Source organism: Halomonas sp. OfavH-34-E (genome assembly GCF_024124525.1).
GTDB classification, from domain to species: domain Bacteria; phylum Pseudomonadota; class Gammaproteobacteria; order Pseudomonadales; family Halomonadaceae; genus Halomonas; species Halomonas litopenaei.
The window spans coordinates 80,153-98,773 of record NZ_JAMXRY010000002.1 but is presented as its reverse complement, the minus strand read 5'-3'; the positions used below and the strand labels follow the sequence as shown (position 1 = coordinate 98,773).

Here is an 18,621-nt window from a genome sequence, read left to right as displayed (position 1 = left end):
GTAGTTCGTTCCTCACTCGCCGCCATCACTCGTCACGACAATCACGCGTCGACATCGGCACGATCACTTGCCGGTGAACACATGCCAGGCTATTGATTTTCAACCAAATGTTAAGCGCAGTGGAGAATTTTGAAGAGATCAGCCTGCTGGTCGTGTCAAAAAAAGAGCACAGAAAAACAGTACACTGCGTATAGGTGAAACTTCTTCAACAGAAATGCGCTAAAGCTGAGCGCTTTTTCACAGTGGTAAAATTAACAACACGATAGCTCGCCGTGGCGCTGGAGAGCTCCCCGGCTCGACGACACATAACCGTCACTTACCCGCATTTTAGCCCTATCTAATCGACAAGATTGACGTTTTCGGCGCTAGAACCCACCTTTCGGATGCCTTATACTTTTGTCGTAAATTTACGATCTCGACACCCGTCGGGATCGTTTTCGTTTTCCAGGAGGCCCGATGGCAATCTCCATCACCCATCTCAGAGCTCGTCATCCTCGCCTGGCGGAGCTCGCCCTGGCCCTCGGTGGCTTTGGCATCGGTACCAGCGAGTTCGTGATCATGGGCTTGATGGAGCGTGTCGCCCAGGACCTGTCGGTCAGCGCCGCCGACGTCGGCTACGCCATCTCCGCCTATGCCCTGGGGGTAGTGGTCGGTGCGCCGCTGATCTCGGCGCTGGCCGCGCGGGTGCCCCGGCGCACCCTGCTGATCTGCCTGATGCTGGTGTTCGCCGTGGGCAACATCGCCAGCGCCCTGGCGACCAGCTTCTGGCCCTTTGTCGGTCTGCGTTTTCTTGCCGGCCTGCCCCACGGCGCCTACTTCGGCGTGGCTGCCCTGGTGGCCGCAGCAGCGGTACCGGTGGAAGAACGCGCCCGAGCCATCAGCCGGGTCATGCTGGGGCTGACCAGCGCCATCGTGATCGGCGCGCCGCTGGCCACCTGGGCCGGCCAGTGGTTCGGCTGGCAGTTCGCCTTCTTCGCGGTGGGCGTCGTGGCCTTTGTCACCATGGGCCTGATCAAGCTGTTCGTGCCGCGTCAGCCGCATGACGTCAAGGCCAGCCCCAAGCGCGAACTGACCGCGCTGGTCAAACAGCGGGTGCTCTACACCCTGGGCGTGGCCAGCATCGGCTTTGGCGGCATGTTCTCGGTGTTCAGCTATGTGGTACCGACCCTGCGCGCCCAGGCCGACATGCCCGAGATGGTCGGCCCCTGGGTGCTGGCGATCTTCGGCATCGGCGGCATCATCGGCAATCTGGTGGGCGCCCGGGCAGCGGACAAGAATCTAATGAAGGCGGTGCCGCGCATCCTGCTGTGGTGCCTGGTGGTCCAGGGCGCCTTCTACTTTGCCGCCGACAACCTTTACACCGGCATCCTGTTCGTCGGCCTGGTCGGCACCAGCATGGCGCTGGGTCCGGCGCTGCAGACACGCCTGATGGACGTGGCCGGCGACGCCCAGACCATGGCCGCCTCGATGAATCACGCCGCCTTCAACTGCGCCAATGCGCTGGGCGCCTATCTGGCCGGGGTGACCATCAAGGCCGGTGCACCCTGGTCCTCCAGTGGCCTGGTCGGCGCCGGGCTCGCCCTTGGCGGCCTGGTGGTGTTCTATATCGGCCTGCGCGCCGAGAAGCGCAGCGACAGGCGCCGCGCCGCGGCCACCGACTGCGCCAGCGAGAGCTGATCGTTCGCCCCGGACTCAGGCGCCGCCTTCGTTGAGCGGAAAGCGCAATGTCAGGCGCCGCGCCGTGTCTCCGGGCTCAGGCACCGCCTTCGGCAAGCGAGAACCGCAATGACAGGCGCCGCGCCGCGTCCCCAGGCTTAGTTACCGCCTTCGGCACGGAAACGATGCAGGCGCCGCGCCCTTGCCCAGGCGGTCCAGCCGCCCATGGCGACGAACCCCACCAGTCCATGCATTGCGTTATGACGCCACCAGGGCCTCATGCCACCGACCAGAAGTAGCGCACCACGTGGAAGAAGATCGGTGCCGAGAAGATCACCGAATCCAGACGATCGATAAAGCCGCCATGTCCCTCGATCAGGTGACCCCAGTCCTTGATCCCGCGATCGCGCTTGATCGCCGACATCACCAGTCCCCCGACGAAGCCGAGCAGCGCGATCATCAGCGCCAGCAGCGCCGCCTGGCCCATGGAAAAGGGGGTCATCCAGGCCAACCCGGCCCCGACCAGGGTGGCACTGGCCACCCCGCCGAGGAAGCCTTCCAGTGTCTTGGAGGGCGATAGCCTGGGGGCGATACGCTGGCGTCCGAGCAGCTTGCCCCAGACGTACTGCAGGACATCGCTGAGCTGCACCACCACGATCAGAAAGGCGATCAGCAGCACGTTGCGCCCCTCGTAGCCGGGGATGTCCAGGCTCAACAGCGCAGGCACGTGAGAAACGCAGAAGACGCACACCATCAGCGCCCACTGGACCTCGCTGACCCGCTCGAGAAAGCCCTGACTATCCCCTCTCAGGGCCGCCACCACCGGCAACAGCAGGAACGCGTAGACCGGAATGAAGATCGAGTACATGCCGTAGTACTGGTGCCAGATGAACAGGTACTGCACCGGCAGCACCACGAAGAACACCAGCGCCAGGGCCCAGTGATCGGCCCGTCGTGACGGCACCAGGCCGATGAACTCGCGCAACGCGGAAAACGAGGCGAAGGCAAACAGCAGCACCACCCCGGTCCTGCCGCCTAGCAGGGCGATACCCATCAACAGCGTCATGATCCACCAGGAGCGGATGCGCTGGTTGAGGTTCTCGATCACTTCGTTTTCGCCCTCGGGCGAATAGCGGCGGGCCAGTACGAAGCCAACGCTACTGGCCACCAGCAAGATCCCGACGATGGCGGCGAGCAGGGTGCCGAGACCGGCGGGAATCACGATATCAGTCATTCGGCGCCCCCTCCCTGGGGCCAGATGCCTCGGTGGCGGAGCCTGGGGTGCTGGTAGCTGGGGTGGTGGTGTCTGGGGTGCTGTTAGCTGGGGTGGTAGAGCCAGGGGTGGTAGAACCTGGATGCGTGGTGTCGGGTGGCGCGGTGTCGGGAGACACGGGGTCGCTGGGAACGCTGGCCCCGGCCGGCGCCAGCGCCTGCAGCGCCCGCTTCGCCCGGGCGAGAAAATCGGCCTTGCCCTCGCCCTCTATCCGAGCCAGCGGCTCGCCGTAGTTGAGCGTGCATAACAGCGGCAGCGGTACCACCTCGCCCTTGGGCAGCACCCGATTGAGGTTATCGATCCATACCGGCACCAGTTCTACCTCGGGATAGTCGCAGGCCAGGTGGTAGAGCCCCGGCTTGAACGGCAAAAGGCCCTTGTCATCGGTATTGCGGGTGCCCTCGGGAAACAGAATCAGCGAGTCGCCGCCGTCGAGCGCTTCACGCAGCACCGCCAGGGGGTCAGGTTGGCCGGGCTTGCGCTGACGGTCGACCAGCACCCCCTTGAAGACATCGTGGATCAGAAAGCGCCGCAGCCGTGACGCCAGCCAGTAGTCGGCACCCGCCACGGGGCGGGTGCGCGCCCGCAGGCGCGGCGGCAGGGTGGTCCAGATCAGCACGAAGTCGCCATGACTCGAGTGATTGGCAAAGTACAGCCGCTGACGTGCCACCGGCGCGACCCCCGACCAGATCGGCCTGGGCGCCGTCACCAGCCGCGCCACCAGCCGGATCAGCACCCCCGTCAACGCCGCCCGCCAGGCTGTTCCTTTCATGTCTTTTGCTCCCCTGCCAATGCTCGGACGTTGTTCCGCTCCGGCTGAATGACGCTCCCCGGATCCCCCGCCGCCATCGGCTTGCCTTTTTCCGATCCCGCCGCACGCCCAGGCGGTCCCGTTTCCCTCTCCACGGCGCTTTTTCACGGGAGTTCAGGGGGAATTCACGGAGAGTCCAGGGGGAGCGATGGCCCCACCGAGCGACGTCGCGGGTCAGCCTGGGCGGATGCAGGCCCAGGCCCAACTGTGCCATACTTCGCCACCTTGTCGCCCGCGAAGTCGCCCGCGAACGGCGCACGATCCCCAAGGCCTCCAAGTGAAGACCCCGCCCATGTCCCAAGGTACGCTGTTTATCGTTTCTGCCCCTTCCGGCGCCGGCAAGACCAGCCTGGTGCGTGAATTGATCGAGGGTCTCGACGGCATTCAGGTCTCGGTCTCCCACACTACCCGCCCCATGCGCCCGGGCGAGGTCGACGGCGTGAACTACCACTTCGTCGACATGGCCACCTTCGAGGCGATGATCGAGCAGGGTGACTTCTTCGAGCACGCTCGGGTCTTCGACAACTGCTACGGCACCTCGCGCAGCGCAGTGGAGACACTGCTGGCCGCCGGTCAGGACGTGATCCTGGAGATCGACTGGCAAGGCGCCCGCCAGGTTCGCGAGCAGATGCCAGAGGCTGTCTCGGTGTTCATCCTGCCGCCTTCGCGGGAAGAGCTTGAACGCCGCCTGTCGAGCCGCGGCACCGACGACCATCAGGTGGTCAGCGCGCGCATGCGTGAGGCGGTCAGCGAAATGTCCCACTACAGCGAATACGACTTCCTGGTCATCAACGACGACTTCACCACCGCCCTGGACGAGCTGCGCGCCCTGGTAGTGAGCCAGCGCCTGGCCACACCACGCCTTGGCCAGCGCCATGCCCCGCTGCTCGAGGCGCTTCTGTCCGACTAGAACACGCTATCAAAGGCAAGTCGCCGAGGAGCGCGGGCAACCCACGGCTCCCACGGCTCGCTTTTCGGCGCTGCAACCAGACCCCGGCGTCTTGTCACAGGCGGCGTGACTCGAGTAATCTAGCCTGTCACTTCGCAGGTGCAACCCCCGGGCGCAATCGTCGACGGGGGCACAGTCCGTCTCGCCGACCGCGAAAGGCCAGCACCTGCCCGACACACCGTCTGTCAGATCAGGAAGGGCCCAATGGCGCGAGTTACTGTCGAAGATTGTCTGGAACACGTCGAGAACCGTTTCAAGCTGGTGATGATTTCCACCCAGCGCTCCCGGCAGCTGGCCCGTGGCTCACGCGACGCGCTGCTTCCCTGGGAAAACGACAAGCCCACGGTCATGGCGCTGCGCGAGATCGCCGAGGGCCTGATCGACCACAGCGTGCTGGACGAGCCGGTCGAGGCGCCCAGCCGCTTCCGTCCCGAGTACCAGGCCTCGCCCTCCGAGGAATGATCGTGCCGAAGGCGGCCGCGGGTCGCCCTTCGGACCTCTCATCACGCAGTCAGGGCACGCCACATGTTCACGATCGACGATCTGTCTGACCGACTCGGAGGCTATCTGCCCGCCGAGGAAATCCAGCAGGTCAGGCGTGCCTTCTATTATGCCGAACAGGCCCACGACGGCCAGCGTCGTCGCTCCGGCGAACCCTATGTGACCCACCCGCTGGCGGTGGCCAATATCCTCGCCAACATGCACATGGACCATCAGAGCCTGATGGCGGCCATGCTGCACGACGTCATCGAGGATACCGGGGTCTCCAAGGATGCCCTCGCCGGGCAGTTCGGCGAAGCCGTGGCCGAACTGGTCGACGGCGTCTCGAAGCTCACCCAGATCACCTTCGAGGACAAGGCCGTCGCCCAGGCGGAAAACTTCCAGAAGATGGTCATGGCGATGTCCCGGGATATCCGGGTAATCATCGTCAAGCTGGCCGACCGGCTGCACAACATGCGTACCCTGGGCGCGCTGCGCCCGGACAAGAAGCGCCGCATCGCCCGGGAGACGCTCGAGATCTATGCCAGGGTGGCCAGCCGCCTCGGCATCAATACCATCAGGGTCGAGCTGGAGGACCTGTCGTTCCAGGCCATCCACCCGATGCGCGCCGAACGCATCAAGCGCGCCGTGGCCAGCGCCAGAGGCAACCGTCGCTCGGCCATCCGTCAGGTGCAGAATGCGCTGCAGACCCGGCTCGACGAGCACGAGCTCAAGGGCACGGTGATCGGGCGCCAGAAGCACCTGCTGTCGATCTATCGCAAGATGCGCGACCAGCGTAAGTCCTTCGCCGAAATCATGGACGTGTTCGGCTTTCGCATCATCGCCGACGACGTCGACAGCTGCTATCGCATCCTCGGCATGGTGCACAATCTCTACAAGCCAGTCCCGGGGCGCTTCAAGGACTACATCGCCATCCCCAAGGCCAACGGCTACCAGAGCCTGCATACCACCCTGTTCGGCAACAGCGGCATGCCCATCGAGGTCCAGATCCGTACCCGGGAAATGGAGGCGATGGCCAACAACGGTATCGCCGCCCACTGGCTGTACAAGGCCGGGCAGACTTCCCACCCGATCGCCGAAGGCAGCCGCGCCAGGGCCCGGGAATGGGTCAAGGGGCTGCTCGAGATGCAGCGCCATGCCGGCGATTCGCTGGAGTTCATCGAACACGTCAAGAACGACCTGTTCCCCGATGATATCTACGTGTTCACGCCGAAAGGCGACATCATGGAGCTGCCGCAGGGCGCCACCGTGATCGACTTCGCCTACGCCGTGCACACCGAGATCGGCAACACCTGCATCGCCTGTCGCATCGACCGCCATCTGGCCCCGCTGTCATCGCGCCTGGAGAGCGGCCAGACGCTGGAGATCATCACCTCTCCGGGCGGCAAGCCGAACCTCGCCTGGCTCAATTTCGTCGTTACCGCCAAGGCGCGTTCGGCCATCCGCCATGCGCTCAAGCATCAGCAGCATACCGAAGCGGTACAGCTGGGACGCCGCCTGCTGACCAAGGCGCTGGGCGAGTTTGGCGTGCATCTGGAGGACGTCGGCGAAGACGTCATGGCACGACTGCTCAAGGAGATGGAGCTGCAGAGCGAATCCGCCCTGCTCGAAGCCATTGGCCTTGGCAATCGCATGACCCAGGTGATCGCCCGTCGCCTGGTGGAACTGCACCGTGGCGAGCGAATTTCCCATAGCGAGGCCGCCGAGGACAGCTCCAGGGTCACCATCAGCGGCGTCGAAGGCATGGTGATCAAGTTTGCCCGCTGCTGCCACCCGCTGCCGGGAGACCCGATCATCGGCCATCTGTCGGTGGGCAAGGGCATCGTGGTACACCGCTCCGAGTGCCGCAACCTGCAGGAATTGAAGAGCGACCCGGAGAAGCTGCTGACGCTCAACTGGTCGGACACCATCGACGAGGACTTCCCCGTGGCGCTTCGCCTCGAGGTCGAAAGTCGTCGCGGCCTGGTGGCCGAGCTGGCCGGCCTGATCACCGACGCCGACGCCAATATCGAGCGCATCGGCATCGAGGAGCGTGACGCCCGCCTCTCGATCGTCAATCTGACACTTTCTGTGCGTAATCGGACCCATCTGGCACGCATCATCAAACGACTGCGTAACCTTTCGCATATCGGCAAGATCTCTCGACTTGGCAATTGAGCCCCGACGCCAGGGCCGTCATCCCGATGACGGCCCTGGTGGTGGTGTTGCTATTTGCCGCTGACACGACATCAGGAGTCAACAATGAGCAACAAGGCTGTCATCAACACCGACCAGGCGCCCGCCGCCATCGGCCCCTACGCCCAAGCCATCAAGGCCGGCAACACCGTCTACATGTCTGGCCAGATTCCGCTGGACCCGGCCACCATGGAGCTGGTTTCCGACGACTTCGAGGCCCAGGCGCGCCAGGTCTTCACCAACCTCAAGGCGGTGTGTGAAGAGGCCGCAGGCACGCTGCAGGACATCGTCAAGCTCAACCTCTACCTGATCGACCTGGACAACTTCGCCACCGTCAACAAGGTGATGGAAGAGGTCTTCACCAAGCCGTACCCGGCGCGTGCCGCGGTCGGCGTCAAGGCCCTGCCCAAGGGCGCCCAGTTCGAAGCCGAGGCGGTAATGGTCATCGGCGACTGATGGACGGAGCCTGAGGTCAGGGCCCGAGGCGTCTGGATTTCCGGCCTCGCTCCCTGCCTGGGCAACCCGGGGATGCGACTGTTTCTTGCGCTCACGCCGCCGACTGCGCTGCGCCAACGCCTCGGCGGGCTGGCCGACCGGCTGCACGCCGAACTGGGCGGGCGCCGCATCCCCGACGACAACCTTCATCTGACGCTGGCCTTCCTCGGTGAGCAGAGCGACACCACCGCCTTGAAGCTGCGTCGCTGGGTCCAGCGCTACCCCTGTGCGCCCGGTCGGCTGACCCTCGACCACGTAGGCTACTTCCACCGGCCCGGCATCGTCTGGATCGGTCCTTCCTCTCCCCCCGACTCCCTTCTCAAGCTGCAGAGCGACCTGTCGCGACAGCTCACCCGATGGGGCCTGCCCCACCAACCGCAGCAATTTCGTCCCCATGTATCGTTACTGCGTAGTGCGATGACTCAATCAGCACAACCTTTATCAGAAGATTGTTTCTGCTGGCCTTATACTTCAATTCAACTAATACAGTCATCAATTAGTCATGAAGGCAGCCGATATACCACGCTGGCATCCAGTCGATAACTCGGTATGGGTAGCTCTGCCATCTGACCGATAGTGGCACCCTTGAGCGTAGGCTCCGGCCAGGCACAGGAACACCACCTTTCGTACACCCGGAGGGTCTGCCTGTTGACCGATCTACCTGGGGTTGGCCCATCGACAAGAGCTTTTCCGCTGTGCAGAAACCTCACGGCTATGCAGAAGAATGTGACCTGAATCACGAACGATGGTGGGACCCGGGACTAGCGTATTACAGCACAGCAACGTCAACGATATCCGGGCAAGACGCGACAGTGGCACGAGTGCGAATGCCAGTGTCGAAAGCCATTTGCAAAAGACAATAACGAACAGCGCTCGGGCCAGCCGGATTCACGACCCGAGGACACAACAAGGATAGGGGAATCGCCATGACTACCTCACTCGCCCGCCCGCTGGCCTGCTGCCTGCTCATGGGACTCGCCTCTACCGCCACGGCAGGCCCCACCCTCGGCCTCGGCTCCACCAGCGAGGGCACCGGGGCACTGGATCTGGGCTATGACTGGACCTTCGACCTGAGTCGCTATCATCCCTCACTGGACCTGCGCCTGGGCACCGGGGTGATCCTGTTCGAAGGCGACGACCGTAGCGCCAACCAGGCCTTCTACCTGCGTCCTGCGCTGCGCTACAGCTGGGACCACGTCTTCGTGGAAGGCGGCATCGGTGCCTCGGCCTTTATTGACACCCATATCGAGGACCGTGATCTGGGGAGCTCCTTCCAGTTCGAGGATCGTCTCGCCCTGGGTCTACGGATGGGCCCCTACGGCGATCTTTCGATCAGTGCCACCCACTACTCCAACGCCAGTATCAAGGAGCCCAACGATGGCTTCGAGCTGTATGCGCTCAACTGGCGCCTTGCCTACTGAAGCCTTGCGGGATGTGACCGACAAGGGTCAGACCCTGGCGATGCATTCGGCGCACTCGCGACACCAAAACGAATACGCTTTTATCGGACAAGACGTGCGCTGCACTATCTTGTCATGCCATTTTTAGCGGTGACTCCCGTTCGTCCTGAACAAGACGGGGCAAGCGATCGCCTCTGCGTTGCCACTACCGCAAAAAAGTCCGCAAGAAAAAGTCGCTAAGAAAAAGCCCGCAACCTTGTTGCGGGCTTTTTCTGCTATCTGGCCGGCAGTTTTCCGTTGCCGGCCTTGCGCTGTCGGACCTTTTGAAACCCTCGTCGATCCGGTGCTCGACGCCAGCCTTACTCCACCACGCCGGCCTTGAGAAAACCGCCTTCCTTCAGCACCTGGGTATAGCCGTCGCGGAAGGTCGGGTAACGGAAGCGATACCCGCTGTCGATCAGCAGGCTGGAGTCGCAGCGCTTGCTGGCCCTGCGACGCAGCGGTGACTGGATGGTTTCGGTACATTCCACCTTGAGCTGTTTCGCCAGCCAGGTCATTACCTCGTTGAGCGGGGCCGGCTCGGTGTCACTGGCCAGGTACAGGGGCTCGAGGGTGGCTCCCTCCAGCGCCTTGCCGATCAGATGGGCCAGCACCCCGGCGCAGTCATCGCGGTGGATACGGTTGGAGTACATGGTCGGCGACGCCGGCGCGATGCGGCCCTCGCCCACCTGGCGGATCAGGCGGTCACGCCCAGGGCCGTAGATGCCGGAGAAACGCACCACGCTGCCGGGCAGATCATGTTCGATCAACGCCTGCTCGGCCTCTCGCATCAGCACACCGGAGAAGCCGGTGGGTTCAGCCGGGCTGGTCTCGTCCACCACCTCGCCGTCGCGCTGGGCGTAGACGCTGGTGGAGGACACGAAGAACACGTGGCGAGGCGCCTTGTCACGGGTGGTCATGGTCGCCAGTACCGCCTTCAGGCCCTCGGGGTAGGCGGCGCGATAGGCTTCCTCCTCGAAGCGGTCGGCGCTGACCACGTAGACCAGGATGTCGGCATCGGGCAGTTCAGCCAGCGTCTCGGGGTCGGCAAGATCGACCTTGACGCCTTCGATACCCGAATCCGCCAGGCGCTCGGGCCGGCGACGCGCGCCGATCACCCGGTGTCCACTGGCGAGCAGCTCGCGTCCCAGCGTTATGCCAATGTCGCCACAACCAACAATCAGTGTCGTTGTCTTCACCTTTACCGCGTCCCCCTGATATAAAATCCCTATGAGGCTCCGGCCCGGAGACCCGCGCGTCCAGCGTCTGGCGCCTCGATCAATACCCCGGATAGAGGATGCCGATCGGCACCATCATGACTCTAACAGAACTCCGCTATATCGTAACCTTGGCTCAGGAGCGCCACTTTGGCCGCGCCGCCGAGCGCTGTTTCGTCTCCCAGCCGACCCTCTCGGTGGCGGTGAAGAAGCTGGAAGAGGAGCTGGAGGTTGCCCTGTTCGAGCGCTCCAAGTCCACGGTACAGGTCACACCCCTCGGCGAAAAGATCGTCGAACAGGCCCAGCGCGTACTGGAGCAAAGCAGCGCCATCAAGGAACTGGCCACCGCCGGCCGGGACCAGTTGGCAAGCCCCTTGCGTATCGGTGCGATCTATACCATCGGGCCCTATCTGTTCCCGCACCTGATCCCGGAGCTGACCCGCGGCGCGCCCCAGATGCCGCTGTACATCGAGGAAGGCTTTACCGGCGGGCTGCGCCGCAAGCTCAGAAATGGCGAGCTCGACGCCATCATCGTGGCGCTGCCGTTCACCGAGACCGACGTCGTCACCAAGCCGCTCTACAAGGAAGACTTCGAGGTGCTGCTGCCGGCGGAGCATCCCTGGGCCGAGCGCGAGACCATCGCCAAGGAAGACCTCCTCGATGAACGCCTGCTGTTGCTGGGCGAAGGCCACTGCTTCCGCGACCAGATCCTCGAGGCCTGCCCGGCGATCAGCCACAAGCTCAACAGCCCCAACAATACCCTCACCGCCGAAGGCGGATCGCTCGAGACCATCCGCCATATGGTGGCCTCGGGACTCGGCATCACGGTGCTGCCACGCTCGGCCATCGGCACCAGCCACTACGAGAGCGGCATGCTGATCAGCCGCCCCTTCACAGCCCCCCCCGGACGTACCGTGGCGATCGCCTGGCGCGCCAGCTTTCCCCGGCCCAAGGCCATCGATGCGGTGACCGAAGCCATCGCGCGCTGCCGCGCCGCCGAATCGGAGACTCCGTGAGCGGGCTGGCGGACCCGGTCACGACGCTCAAGGGGGTCGGCGAGGCGCTGGCCCTGAAGCTGGCCCGGCTCAAGGTGGAGCGAATCGAGGACCTGCTGTTTCACCTGCCGTTGCGCTACCAGGACCGCACCCGGATCACCCCTATCGCCACCCTGCGAGGGGGACACGAGGCGGTGGTCGAGGGTGAGGTATCCGCCGCCGACGTGGTCCGCGGTCGCCGCCGCAGCCTGCTGGTACGACTACGTGACGGCAGCGGCATCCTCAGCCTGCGCTTCTTCCACTTCTCGCCGGCGCAGCAGCAGCAGTTTCGCCCCGGCGTGCGGGTGCGCGCCTTTGGCGAGGCCCGCGCCGGCGCGACCGGTCTGGAGATCTACCACCCGGAATATCGTCTGATCGGTGGCAGTGAACCGCCGGTGGAAGACCACCTGACACCGATCTACCCCACCACCGAGGGGCTTGCCCAGGCACGTCTGCGGGCGCTGATCGACCAGGCCATGACGCTGCTCGAAGAGACCCCCGAGGCGCTGCCGGACTACCTGCCGGAAAACCTGCGTCAGCGCTTCGGCCTGGCCTCGCTGCACGATAGCCTCGCCACCCTGCACCATCCGCCCCCCGACAGCGACGTCGAGGCGCTAAGCGACGGGCATCACCCGGCCACCCGGCGATTGGCCATGGAAGAGCTGCTGGCCCACCAGTTGAGCCTGCGCGAGGTGCGCCTGCGCATTCAGTCGGACGGCGCGCCGGAGCTGCCCAGCGGTCGAAGCCTGAAGACTCGCTTTCTGGCCCAGCTGCCGTTTTCGTTGACCGGCGCCCAGCGTCGCGTGCTCGACGAGATCGGAGCCGACCTGGCCAGGCCCGCGCCAATGCTGCGCCTGGTCCAGGGCGACGTCGGTTCGGGCAAGACCGTGGTGGCGGCGATGGCGGCACTGACGGCCATCGCCGGCGGCTGCCAGGCCGCCATCATGGCCCCCACCGAACTGCTGGCCGAGCAGCATTACCGCGCCTTCCGCGACTGGTTTGCGCCGCTGGACATCGACGTGGCCTGGCTGTCGGGCAAGCTCAAGGGCAAGGCGCGCCTGGACACCAAGGCCGCCATCGCCGACGGTCGAGCGCGCATGATCGTCGGCACCCACGCCATCTTCCAGGATGATGTGGTGTTCTCTCGTCTGGGCCTGGCGATCATCGACGAACAGCACCGTTTTGGCGTGCATCAGCGTCTGGCGCTACGCGAGAAGGGCGAACAGGGCGGGCTGACGCCCCATCAGCTGGTGATGACCGCCACCCCGATTCCTCGCACCCTGGCGATGAGCGCCTACGCCGACCTGGACGTCTCGGTGATCGATGAGCTGCCGCCCGGGCGTACCCCGGTGACCACCGCTGTGGTGCCGGACGAACGCCGGCCCGAGGTGATTCAGCGCATCCGCTCGGCCTGCGACGAGGGCCGCCAGGCCTACTGGGTCTGCACCCTGATCGAGGAGTCCGAGGCGATGACCTGCCAGGCCGCCGAGGTGACCCACGAGGAGCTGACCGAGGCTCTGCCGGGCCTGGCCGTCGGCCTGGTCCATGGGCGCATGAAGGCGGCCGAGAAGGCCGAGACGATGGCCGCCTTCAAGAGCGGCGAGCTGGACCTGCTGGTTGCCACTACGGTCATCGAGGTCGGTGTCGACGTGCCCAACGCCAGCCTGATGATCATCGAGAACCCCGAACGTCTGGGGCTATCGCAGCTGCATCAGCTGCGTGGCCGGGTGGGGCGCGGCAGTACCGAGAGCTACTGCGTGCTGCTCTACCATCCGCCGCTGTCGGAGTCTTCCAAACAGCGCCTGTCGGTCATGCGCGAGACCACCGACGGCTTCCGCATCGCCGAGAGGGACCTCGAGATTCGTGGCCCCGGAGAGGTGCTGGGCACCCGCCAGACGGGGCTGGCCCAGATGAAGATCGCCGACCTGGAGCGCGATGCCGACCTGTTGCCGCGCATCACTCCACTGGCCGATGCCCTGCTCGAGCAGGCAGCGGAGGCCAGCAGGCCACTGATCAGGCGCTGGCTGGGCGAGGAAGCCGGCCGCTATGGCCAGGTGTGAACCGGGTGTGGGCCAGGCGTGGGCCGGGTATGAATCAGGTGTGCGTCACAGGTGCTTGAGCAGGCGCTGCAGCCGATCAAGATCCTGGGCGTCGCCCACCAGTCGCAGCTGGCCGGCCATCATGGCATCGAGGAAGGTGCGCTGGGAGGGGCGCCGGAGTACCTTGATCGCGGTCTGACTGTCCTGGAAGCGTAGTTCCAGATCGAGATCCACTGGCAGTCCGCGCTGACTCTCGATCCCCGTGGGACGCATGCGATAGTGGCGCGCGATGGACAGATCTTCGGTGGCGATGCCCCAGTCGAGCCCACCCCGGTCTTGCAGACGTTCGCGGAATCGCGCCTTGCGCTTGAAGGCCCGCTTGAGCATGACGCCCAGCAGCCACAGCATCAGTCTCAGGGTCATGTTGCCTCACCGGTCGACGGGTAGGCGCGGCCCGCTACCGGGCCGCGATATCGATCCACCGCCTGGAGGACAGGCGGTGGTAGTCGTCACCTCAGCGGGCGACTGCGTCCTTGAGCCCCTTGCCGGGCTTGAAGGCGACTGTCTTGCTGGCGGGAATCTTCAGCGGCTGGCCCGTCTGAGGGTTCTTGCCGGTGCGGGCGGCACGCTCGCGCACGGTGAAGGTGCCGAAGCCGATCAACGACACGTCCTGGCCGGAAGACACGCTACCGGTGATTTCGTCGAGGATGACGTTCAACACCTGGCTGGCCTTGTCCTTGGATAGATCGGCACGCTCGGCAATCGCCGCGGCGAGTTCTGGCTTGCGCATACAGCCCTCCTGGTTTGGCTTGATACTCCGGTGCCGTGACACCGGCATCATTGTTATGGAAACACTGTCCGAGTGTCCACACGGGCAGTCCCCGGCCCTGCGCCGTGACAACAGGATCGTTGACCACGACGATGAACATCACGGTGCGCTCAGCGCTTCCTGACTGTCTTTCGACTAGCGAGAGCCACCGCCGACGGGACCTTGCCTCTTCCATCGGTACGAAACCGGCGATACGACACCGGCCAGCCACACGTCGTGGCGGTCGTCCCCGATAGAATTGCCCTGCCTCGGTGGCACCTTCAACGACGGCTGTATCGCGTACAACCCGCGCCGTTGACGAACCTAGCCTAGCAACGGCGGTGCCGCCCGCGCCAGTTCGACTTTCCGACGAACGCATTTTCCCGTCAACGCAAAGCCCTGCAGACGCCCTTCGTCATCCTCGGCCAGGGCGCTGATATCCTCGCCGTCGGCCTCGATTCGCCAATGCACCTTGTCGGTCATCGGCGGCAGCGCCACCACCGGCAGCAGCGGCGTCTTGACCAGCACCGGCCAGGGCCCGTAGCGCACCTGGGTGGGACGACCGCACAGGGTCGCAGCCAGCGCCTTGGCTGAAGCCTGCAGCGGCTGCACGTACATGGCATTGACACCGTCCACCGAGGCCACATCACCCAGCGCATGAACACGAGGATCGGAGCTTTTAAGGTAGCGATCGACGGCGATGGCATCATTATCTGTCGCGATACCGGCCTCTCGCGCCAACCGAGAGCGCGGCTTCAGACCGGTGGCCACCAGCACCATATCCGCCTCCAGCTCATGGCCGTCGTCGAGGTGCACACCGATGTCACCACCGGCACCTTCGAGCCTGCTCACCAGACGGCCATGGATGACGTCGATGCCGGCCTCGATGAAGGCCTGGCTCAGGGTCTGACCCAGCCGCCGGGGCAGCAACCTGGGCAGCAACGAGGGTTCAGGGCCGACCAGGCAGACGCGATGACCACCGGCGTGCAGATCGTTGGCAAATTCACAGCCGACCAGTCCGAGGCCGACGATGGCCACCCGAGCCGGGCGCCCCAGCGCCTCGAGGCCTGCCGAAAAACGCCGATAGTCGTCGAGATCATTGATCGAGAACACCCGTCCGGCCAGGGCATCGGGAATCTCGAAGGGCGCCACGGGGCTGGCACCGGTGGCAATCACCAGATCCGACCAGGGCAGGCGTTCCTGGCCCAGGCTCAGGGTGCGCGACGCCAGATCGATGGCATCGACCCTGGTGTGGGGACGTACCACCGCGCCCAGTTGATCGGCCAGTTCCAGCGCCGAGCGCGCGGCCAGCCGGTCCGCCGCCAGGCCCTTGGCGAAGCCGGTGGACAGCAGCGGTTTGGAATAGTCATCGCCTGAGTCGGCGCTGATCAGGGTGATCGGTCGGTGGGCGTCCAGCGCCCGCACCTGGCGTGCCAGGCCTATGCCCGCCATGCCGGTACCGATGATGGTCAAGGGTCCTTGCATCGCTTCCTTCGACTCTGCCGACGACCGCCGGGCGGTCGCTGTTGAAGCTGGGCCGGCCCGCACGGGGCCACACCAGCGGGTGAGTGCTGGGCCACATGGTACACTATGCGCCGACCGACCGGAGCACCGCCGTCCGGTGACGACAGCCCTGCCGAGGCCGCATGACACAGCTTCCTTCCACATTCCGCTCCCTGGAGGAGCGCTCGGGGTCCGAACCGGGTAATCCCGCGCCAGCCACAGCCTCTTCGCCGAATGCCGACGCGGCCGATATCGTCGACCCCGGCTGGGTGTCGCTGGCCTCCGGTGGCATCGCGGTGCCCGCTGACTGGCACGCCTGGCTGGCCTCGCGGGACTCCCTGACAGAACGCCTGATCGAGGCGGCAGGCGCCGGGCACTTTCGCGTACGCCTGCTGGCGGAGGCCAAGGGCCTGCCGTGGCCTGACGAGGCCCACCTGCTGGGTCTGGCCAGCGACGAGCAGGCCTGGCTGCGCGAGGTCGCCCTGTGCGTGGACGAGGAGCCCTGGGTGGTGGCGCGCAGCGTGGCACCGATCGTCGAGCGTCACGACGCTCCCTTCGAAGGCCTCGGCGAGACCTCTCTCGGCAGCTGGCTGTTTCGCCAGCCCGATCTCGAGCGCAGCGCCATTCAGATCGGCCGTAACACCAGGCCGATCCACGGCTATACCGGACTGTGGCAACGCCGCTCGGTATTTCGTCACAGCGGCTGGGTGCTGCTGGTGCAGGAGAGCTTTATGCCGACCATGGGCCGAGCGTTGTCGCTGTCGGCCTCTGCCACCGGCTGACTAGCTGTCGCTCACCGGCTGTCACCCCGCCATCGCCCTTCCGTCGCCAACTTCGGAGCGAGCCGCCTGGCTGGTCATGGCCGTCGGCTCGCGCTAGGCTGCGCCAAGGCTTCTCGGCGATGTTTCTCCGAGGAGCGACTGTTGCCCGGCTTACGCCTCATTTTCGCCTGACCTGCGCCAGAGCATGAGAGAAACCGATGGATCGTTCGCTGCTGCGTCCCCCTGGATACCTGAACCGAATTCCCGACTTTCTGGCGCTGATGCGTCTGGACCGCCCCATCGGTACCTGGCTGTTGATGTGGCCGACCCTGTGGGCGCTGTGGGTGGCCTCCGAGGGCATTCCGGCCCGTGACACCCTGCTGATCTTCGTCGCCGGCGTCTACCTGATGCGGGCGGCGGGCTGCGTGGTCAACGACTACGCCGATCGCCACTTCGATGGCCACGTCAAACGCACCAAGAACCGACCGCTGGCCACCGGCCGCATCAGTGAGCGGGAGGCCAAGGTGCTGTTCGTGTGCCTGCTGGGATCGGCCTTCGCGCTGGTCTGGCTGACCAACGGCTTTACCGTGTGGCTGTCGTTGATCGGAGCGGTGCTGGCCGCCAGCTATCCCTTCATGAAACGCTACACCCACTTCCCCCAGGTGGTGCTGGGCGCAGCCTTCTCCTGGGCCATTCCGATGGCCTTCGGCGCGGTGCTCGGCGAAGTCCCGATGGTCGCCTGGCTGCTGTTTACCGCCAACGTGCTGTGGACCGTGGCCTACGACACCGAATACGCCATGGTCGACCGCGACGACGACCTCAAGATCGGCATCAAGTCCACCGCGGTACTGTTCGGCCGCTGGGACACCCGCATCATTGCGCTATTGCAGCTGGCTACCCTGGGGCTGCTGGCCTGGGCCGGCAGCCTGCTGGCGCTGGGCGGCTTCTTCTGGCTCGGCTGGCTGGCCATGGGCGCGACCTTTGTCCACCAGCAGCGGCTGATCAAGAGCCGTGACCGCGACCGTTGCTTCCAGGCCTTTCTCAACAACCACTGGTCGGGCCTATTGCTGTTCGCCGGACTCGGACTGAGCCTCTATCCCTCCCTCGGGTGAGGGAAATGCCCGTCTCGGTCGCTCGACAATGGATACAATGTCATCTAATTGTCACATTGACGTGGTGTCATTTGTCACCGTCGAGTGTAAGACCCTGACCAAGAGGCTCCCGGGATGACCGCCAAGACCGTACTGATCGTCGATGACGAAGCCCCGATCCGCGAAATGATCGCGGTGGCGCTGGAAATGGCCGACTACCGGGTGCTCGAGGCGGACAATGCTCAGGCCGCCCACGCCATCATCGTCGATGACCAGCCAGACCTGCTGCTGCTGGACTGGATGATGCCGGGCACCAGCGGCATCGAACTGGCCCGCCGGCTCAAGCGCGAGGAAACCACCGCAGAGCTGCCGATCATCCTGCTCACCGCCAAGGGTGAGGAGGACAACAAGATCCAGGGCCTCGAAGCCGGCGCCGACGACTACATCACCAAGCCATTCTCGCCGCGAGAACTGGTGGCCAGACTCAAGGCAGTTCTGCGACGCGCCACTCCGCGGGGCGTCGAGGACCCGGTGGAGGTGGAAGGCCTCAAGCTCGACCCGGTCAGCCATCGCGTCAGCGTCGACGGCAAGTCACTGGACATGGGCCCCACCGAATATCGCCTGCTGCAGTTCTTCATGACCCACCAGGAGCGCGCCTACACCCGTGGCCAGTTGCTCGATCAGGTCTGGGGTGGCAACGTCTACGTGGAAGAACGTACCGTCGACGTGCATATCCGCCGCCTGCGCAAGGCCCTGGGGGAACCCCATCAGCAACTGATCCAGACCGTACGCGGTACCGGTTATCGCTTTTCGGCCAAGGTCTGAGCGAGCCATCGACGCAACGCAGCACCAGGAGGGATGAGGTGAAC

Annotated in this window: 18 protein-coding genes; 12 read left to right on the top strand and 6 right to left on the bottom strand. The window is 64.9% G+C overall.

All coding sequences use genetic code 11. The annotated features are described in order from the left end of the window. Positions 1-456: 456 nt before the first annotated feature. On the top strand, positions 457-1,677 hold the full coding sequence (locus tag NH448_RS01400; RefSeq protein ID WP_045991661.1) for an MFS transporter: 1,221 nt from the start codon (positions 457-459) through the stop codon (positions 1,675-1,677). A gap of 256 nt (positions 1,678-1,933) precedes the next feature. On the opposite strand, the gene NH448_RS01395 is transcribed toward NH448_RS01400, so the two are convergent. After that, on the bottom strand, positions 1,934-2,890 hold the full coding sequence (locus NH448_RS01395; RefSeq protein WP_045991660.1) for a phosphatidate cytidylyltransferase: 957 nt from the start codon (positions 2,888-2,890) through the stop codon (positions 1,934-1,936). Continuing rightward, positions 2,883-3,701 carry a 1-acyl-sn-glycerol-3-phosphate acyltransferase gene (locus NH448_RS01390; RefSeq protein WP_083970232.1) on the bottom strand — a complete coding sequence of 273 codons (819 nt, stop codon included), beginning with the start codon at positions 3,699-3,701 and terminating at the stop codon, positions 2,883-2,885. The genes NH448_RS01395 and NH448_RS01390 overlap by 8 nt, the downstream gene beginning before the upstream one ends. A 331-nt stretch (positions 3,702-4,032) precedes the next feature. Here NH448_RS01390 and gmk point away from each other — a divergent pair, with 331 nt between their 5' ends. The 6 genes from gmk to NH448_RS01360 all read left to right on the top strand — a co-directional run bounded on the left by gmk (position 4,033) and on the right by NH448_RS01360 (position 9,281). Further along, positions 4,033-4,650 (top strand): guanylate kinase, encoded by a 618-nt coding sequence (gene gmk / locus NH448_RS01385; RefSeq protein WP_045991659.1) that lies wholly within the window; start codon positions 4,033-4,035, stop codon positions 4,648-4,650. Between the two features lie 243 nt (positions 4,651-4,893). Further along, positions 4,894-5,151 carry a DNA-directed RNA polymerase subunit omega gene (gene rpoZ, locus NH448_RS01380; protein ID WP_045991658.1) on the top strand — a complete coding sequence of 86 codons (258 nt, stop codon included), beginning with the start codon at positions 4,894-4,896 and terminating at the stop codon, positions 5,149-5,151. A gap of 63 nt (positions 5,152-5,214) precedes the next feature. Continuing rightward, positions 5,215-7,347 (top strand): RelA/SpoT family protein, encoded by a 2,133-nt coding sequence (locus tag NH448_RS01375; protein ID WP_045991657.1) that lies wholly within the window; start codon positions 5,215-5,217, stop codon positions 7,345-7,347. Between the two features lie 84 nt (positions 7,348-7,431). After that, a complete protein-coding gene (locus NH448_RS01370) occupies positions 7,432-7,821 on the top strand; it encodes a RidA family protein (RefSeq protein ID WP_045991656.1) in 390 nt (129 codons plus the stop codon). 72 nt (positions 7,822-7,893) lie between these two features. Continuing rightward, positions 7,894-8,403 carry an RNA 2',3'-cyclic phosphodiesterase gene (gene thpR, locus NH448_RS01365; protein ID WP_083970231.1) on the top strand — a complete coding sequence of 170 codons (510 nt, stop codon included), beginning with the start codon at positions 7,894-7,896 and terminating at the stop codon, positions 8,401-8,403. Between the two features lie 383 nt (positions 8,404-8,786). Then, positions 8,787-9,281, top strand: a complete 495-nt coding sequence (locus NH448_RS01360) for an acyloxyacyl hydrolase (RefSeq protein WP_052704262.1) — start codon at positions 8,787-8,789, stop codon at positions 9,279-9,281. Positions 9,282-9,619: 338 nt separating this feature from the next. On the opposite strand, the gene NH448_RS01355 is transcribed toward NH448_RS01360, so the two are convergent. Next, complete coding sequence (locus NH448_RS01355; protein ID WP_045991655.1) at positions 9,620-10,498, bottom strand: SDR family oxidoreductase; 879 nt, start codon at positions 10,496-10,498, stop codon at positions 9,620-9,622. Positions 10,499-10,614: 116 nt separating this feature from the next. Here NH448_RS01355 and NH448_RS01350 point away from each other — a divergent pair, with 116 nt between their 5' ends. Next, complete coding sequence (locus tag NH448_RS01350) at positions 10,615-11,532, top strand: hydrogen peroxide-inducible genes activator (RefSeq protein WP_045991697.1); 918 nt, start codon at positions 10,615-10,617, stop codon at positions 11,530-11,532. After that, a complete protein-coding gene (recG, locus tag NH448_RS01345) occupies positions 11,529-13,610 on the top strand; it encodes an ATP-dependent DNA helicase RecG (protein ID WP_045991654.1) in 2,082 nt (693 codons plus the stop codon). Before NH448_RS01350 ends, recG begins: the two co-directional genes overlap by 4 nt. A gap of 45 nt (positions 13,611-13,655) precedes the next feature. Here recG and NH448_RS01340 read toward each other — a convergent pair whose 3' ends face one another. From NH448_RS01340 to NH448_RS01330, 3 genes are all read right to left on the bottom strand, one after another. After that, on the bottom strand, positions 13,656-14,012 hold the full coding sequence (locus NH448_RS01340; RefSeq protein ID WP_045991653.1) for a hypothetical protein: 357 nt from the start codon (positions 14,010-14,012) through the stop codon (positions 13,656-13,658). 91 nt (positions 14,013-14,103) lie between these two features. After that, on the bottom strand, positions 14,104-14,379 hold the full coding sequence (locus NH448_RS01335) for an HU family DNA-binding protein (RefSeq protein ID WP_045991652.1): 276 nt from the start codon (positions 14,377-14,379) through the stop codon (positions 14,104-14,106). Positions 14,380-14,721: 342 nt separating this feature from the next. Continuing rightward, positions 14,722-15,882, bottom strand: coding sequence for an FAD-dependent oxidoreductase (locus tag NH448_RS01330; RefSeq protein WP_045991651.1), 1,161 nt, complete (start codon positions 15,880-15,882; stop codon positions 14,722-14,724). A gap of 161 nt (positions 15,883-16,043) precedes the next feature. On the opposite strand from NH448_RS01330, the gene NH448_RS01325 reads away from it, so the two are divergent. The 3 genes from NH448_RS01325 to phoB all read left to right on the top strand — a co-directional run bounded on the left by NH448_RS01325 (position 16,044) and on the right by phoB (position 18,577). After that, a complete protein-coding gene (locus NH448_RS01325) occupies positions 16,044-16,682 on the top strand; it encodes a chorismate lyase (RefSeq protein ID WP_083970230.1) in 639 nt (212 codons plus the stop codon). Between the two features lie 197 nt (positions 16,683-16,879). Further along, positions 16,880-17,773, top strand: coding sequence for a 4-hydroxybenzoate octaprenyltransferase (gene ubiA / locus NH448_RS01320; RefSeq protein WP_045991650.1), 894 nt, complete (start codon positions 16,880-16,882; stop codon positions 17,771-17,773). Positions 17,774-17,887: 114 nt separating this feature from the next. Further along, entirely contained in the window at positions 17,888-18,577 is a 690-nt protein-coding gene (gene phoB, locus NH448_RS01315; RefSeq protein ID WP_045991649.1) for a phosphate regulon transcriptional regulator PhoB, read from the top strand. Positions 18,578-18,621 lie beyond the last annotated feature (44 nt).

What these genes read in the sequence shown, in the direction of transcription:
- NH448_RS01400 (WP_045991661.1), top strand. Translation starts at nt 457, where the DNA reads ATGGCAATCTCCATCACCCATCTCAGAGCTCGTCATCCTCGCCTGGCG.
- NH448_RS01395 (WP_045991660.1), bottom strand. Translation starts at nt 2,890, where the DNA reads ATGACTGATATCGTGATTCCCGCCGGTCTCGGCACCCTGCTCGCCGCC.
- NH448_RS01390 (WP_083970232.1), bottom strand. Translation starts at nt 3,701, where the DNA reads ATGAAAGGAACAGCCTGGCGGGCGGCGTTGACGGGGGTGCTGATCCGG.
- gmk (WP_045991659.1), top strand. Translation starts at nt 4,033, where the DNA reads ATGTCCCAAGGTACGCTGTTTATCGTTTCTGCCCCTTCCGGCGCCGGC.
- rpoZ (WP_045991658.1), top strand. Translation starts at nt 4,894, where the DNA reads ATGGCGCGAGTTACTGTCGAAGATTGTCTGGAACACGTCGAGAACCGT.
- NH448_RS01375 (WP_045991657.1), top strand. Translation starts at nt 5,215, where the DNA reads ATGTTCACGATCGACGATCTGTCTGACCGACTCGGAGGCTATCTGCCC.
- NH448_RS01370 (WP_045991656.1), top strand. Translation starts at nt 7,432, where the DNA reads ATGAGCAACAAGGCTGTCATCAACACCGACCAGGCGCCCGCCGCCATC.
- thpR (WP_083970231.1), top strand. Translation starts at nt 7,894, where the DNA reads ATGCGACTGTTTCTTGCGCTCACGCCGCCGACTGCGCTGCGCCAACGC.
- NH448_RS01360 (WP_052704262.1), top strand. Translation starts at nt 8,787, where the DNA reads ATGACTACCTCACTCGCCCGCCCGCTGGCCTGCTGCCTGCTCATGGGA.
- NH448_RS01350 (WP_045991697.1), top strand. Translation starts at nt 10,615, where the DNA reads ATGACTCTAACAGAACTCCGCTATATCGTAACCTTGGCTCAGGAGCGC.
- NH448_RS01340 (WP_045991653.1), bottom strand. Translation starts at nt 14,012, where the DNA reads ATGACCCTGAGACTGATGCTGTGGCTGCTGGGCGTCATGCTCAAGCGG.
- NH448_RS01335 (WP_045991652.1), bottom strand. Translation starts at nt 14,379, where the DNA reads ATGCGCAAGCCAGAACTCGCCGCGGCGATTGCCGAGCGTGCCGATCTA.
- NH448_RS01330 (WP_045991651.1), bottom strand. Translation starts at nt 15,882, where the DNA reads ATGCAAGGACCCTTGACCATCATCGGTACCGGCATGGCGGGCATAGGC.
- NH448_RS01325 (WP_083970230.1), top strand. Translation starts at nt 16,044, where the DNA reads ATGACACAGCTTCCTTCCACATTCCGCTCCCTGGAGGAGCGCTCGGGG.
- ubiA (WP_045991650.1), top strand. Translation starts at nt 16,880, where the DNA reads ATGGATCGTTCGCTGCTGCGTCCCCCTGGATACCTGAACCGAATTCCC.
- phoB (WP_045991649.1), top strand. Translation starts at nt 17,888, where the DNA reads ATGACCGCCAAGACCGTACTGATCGTCGATGACGAAGCCCCGATCCGC.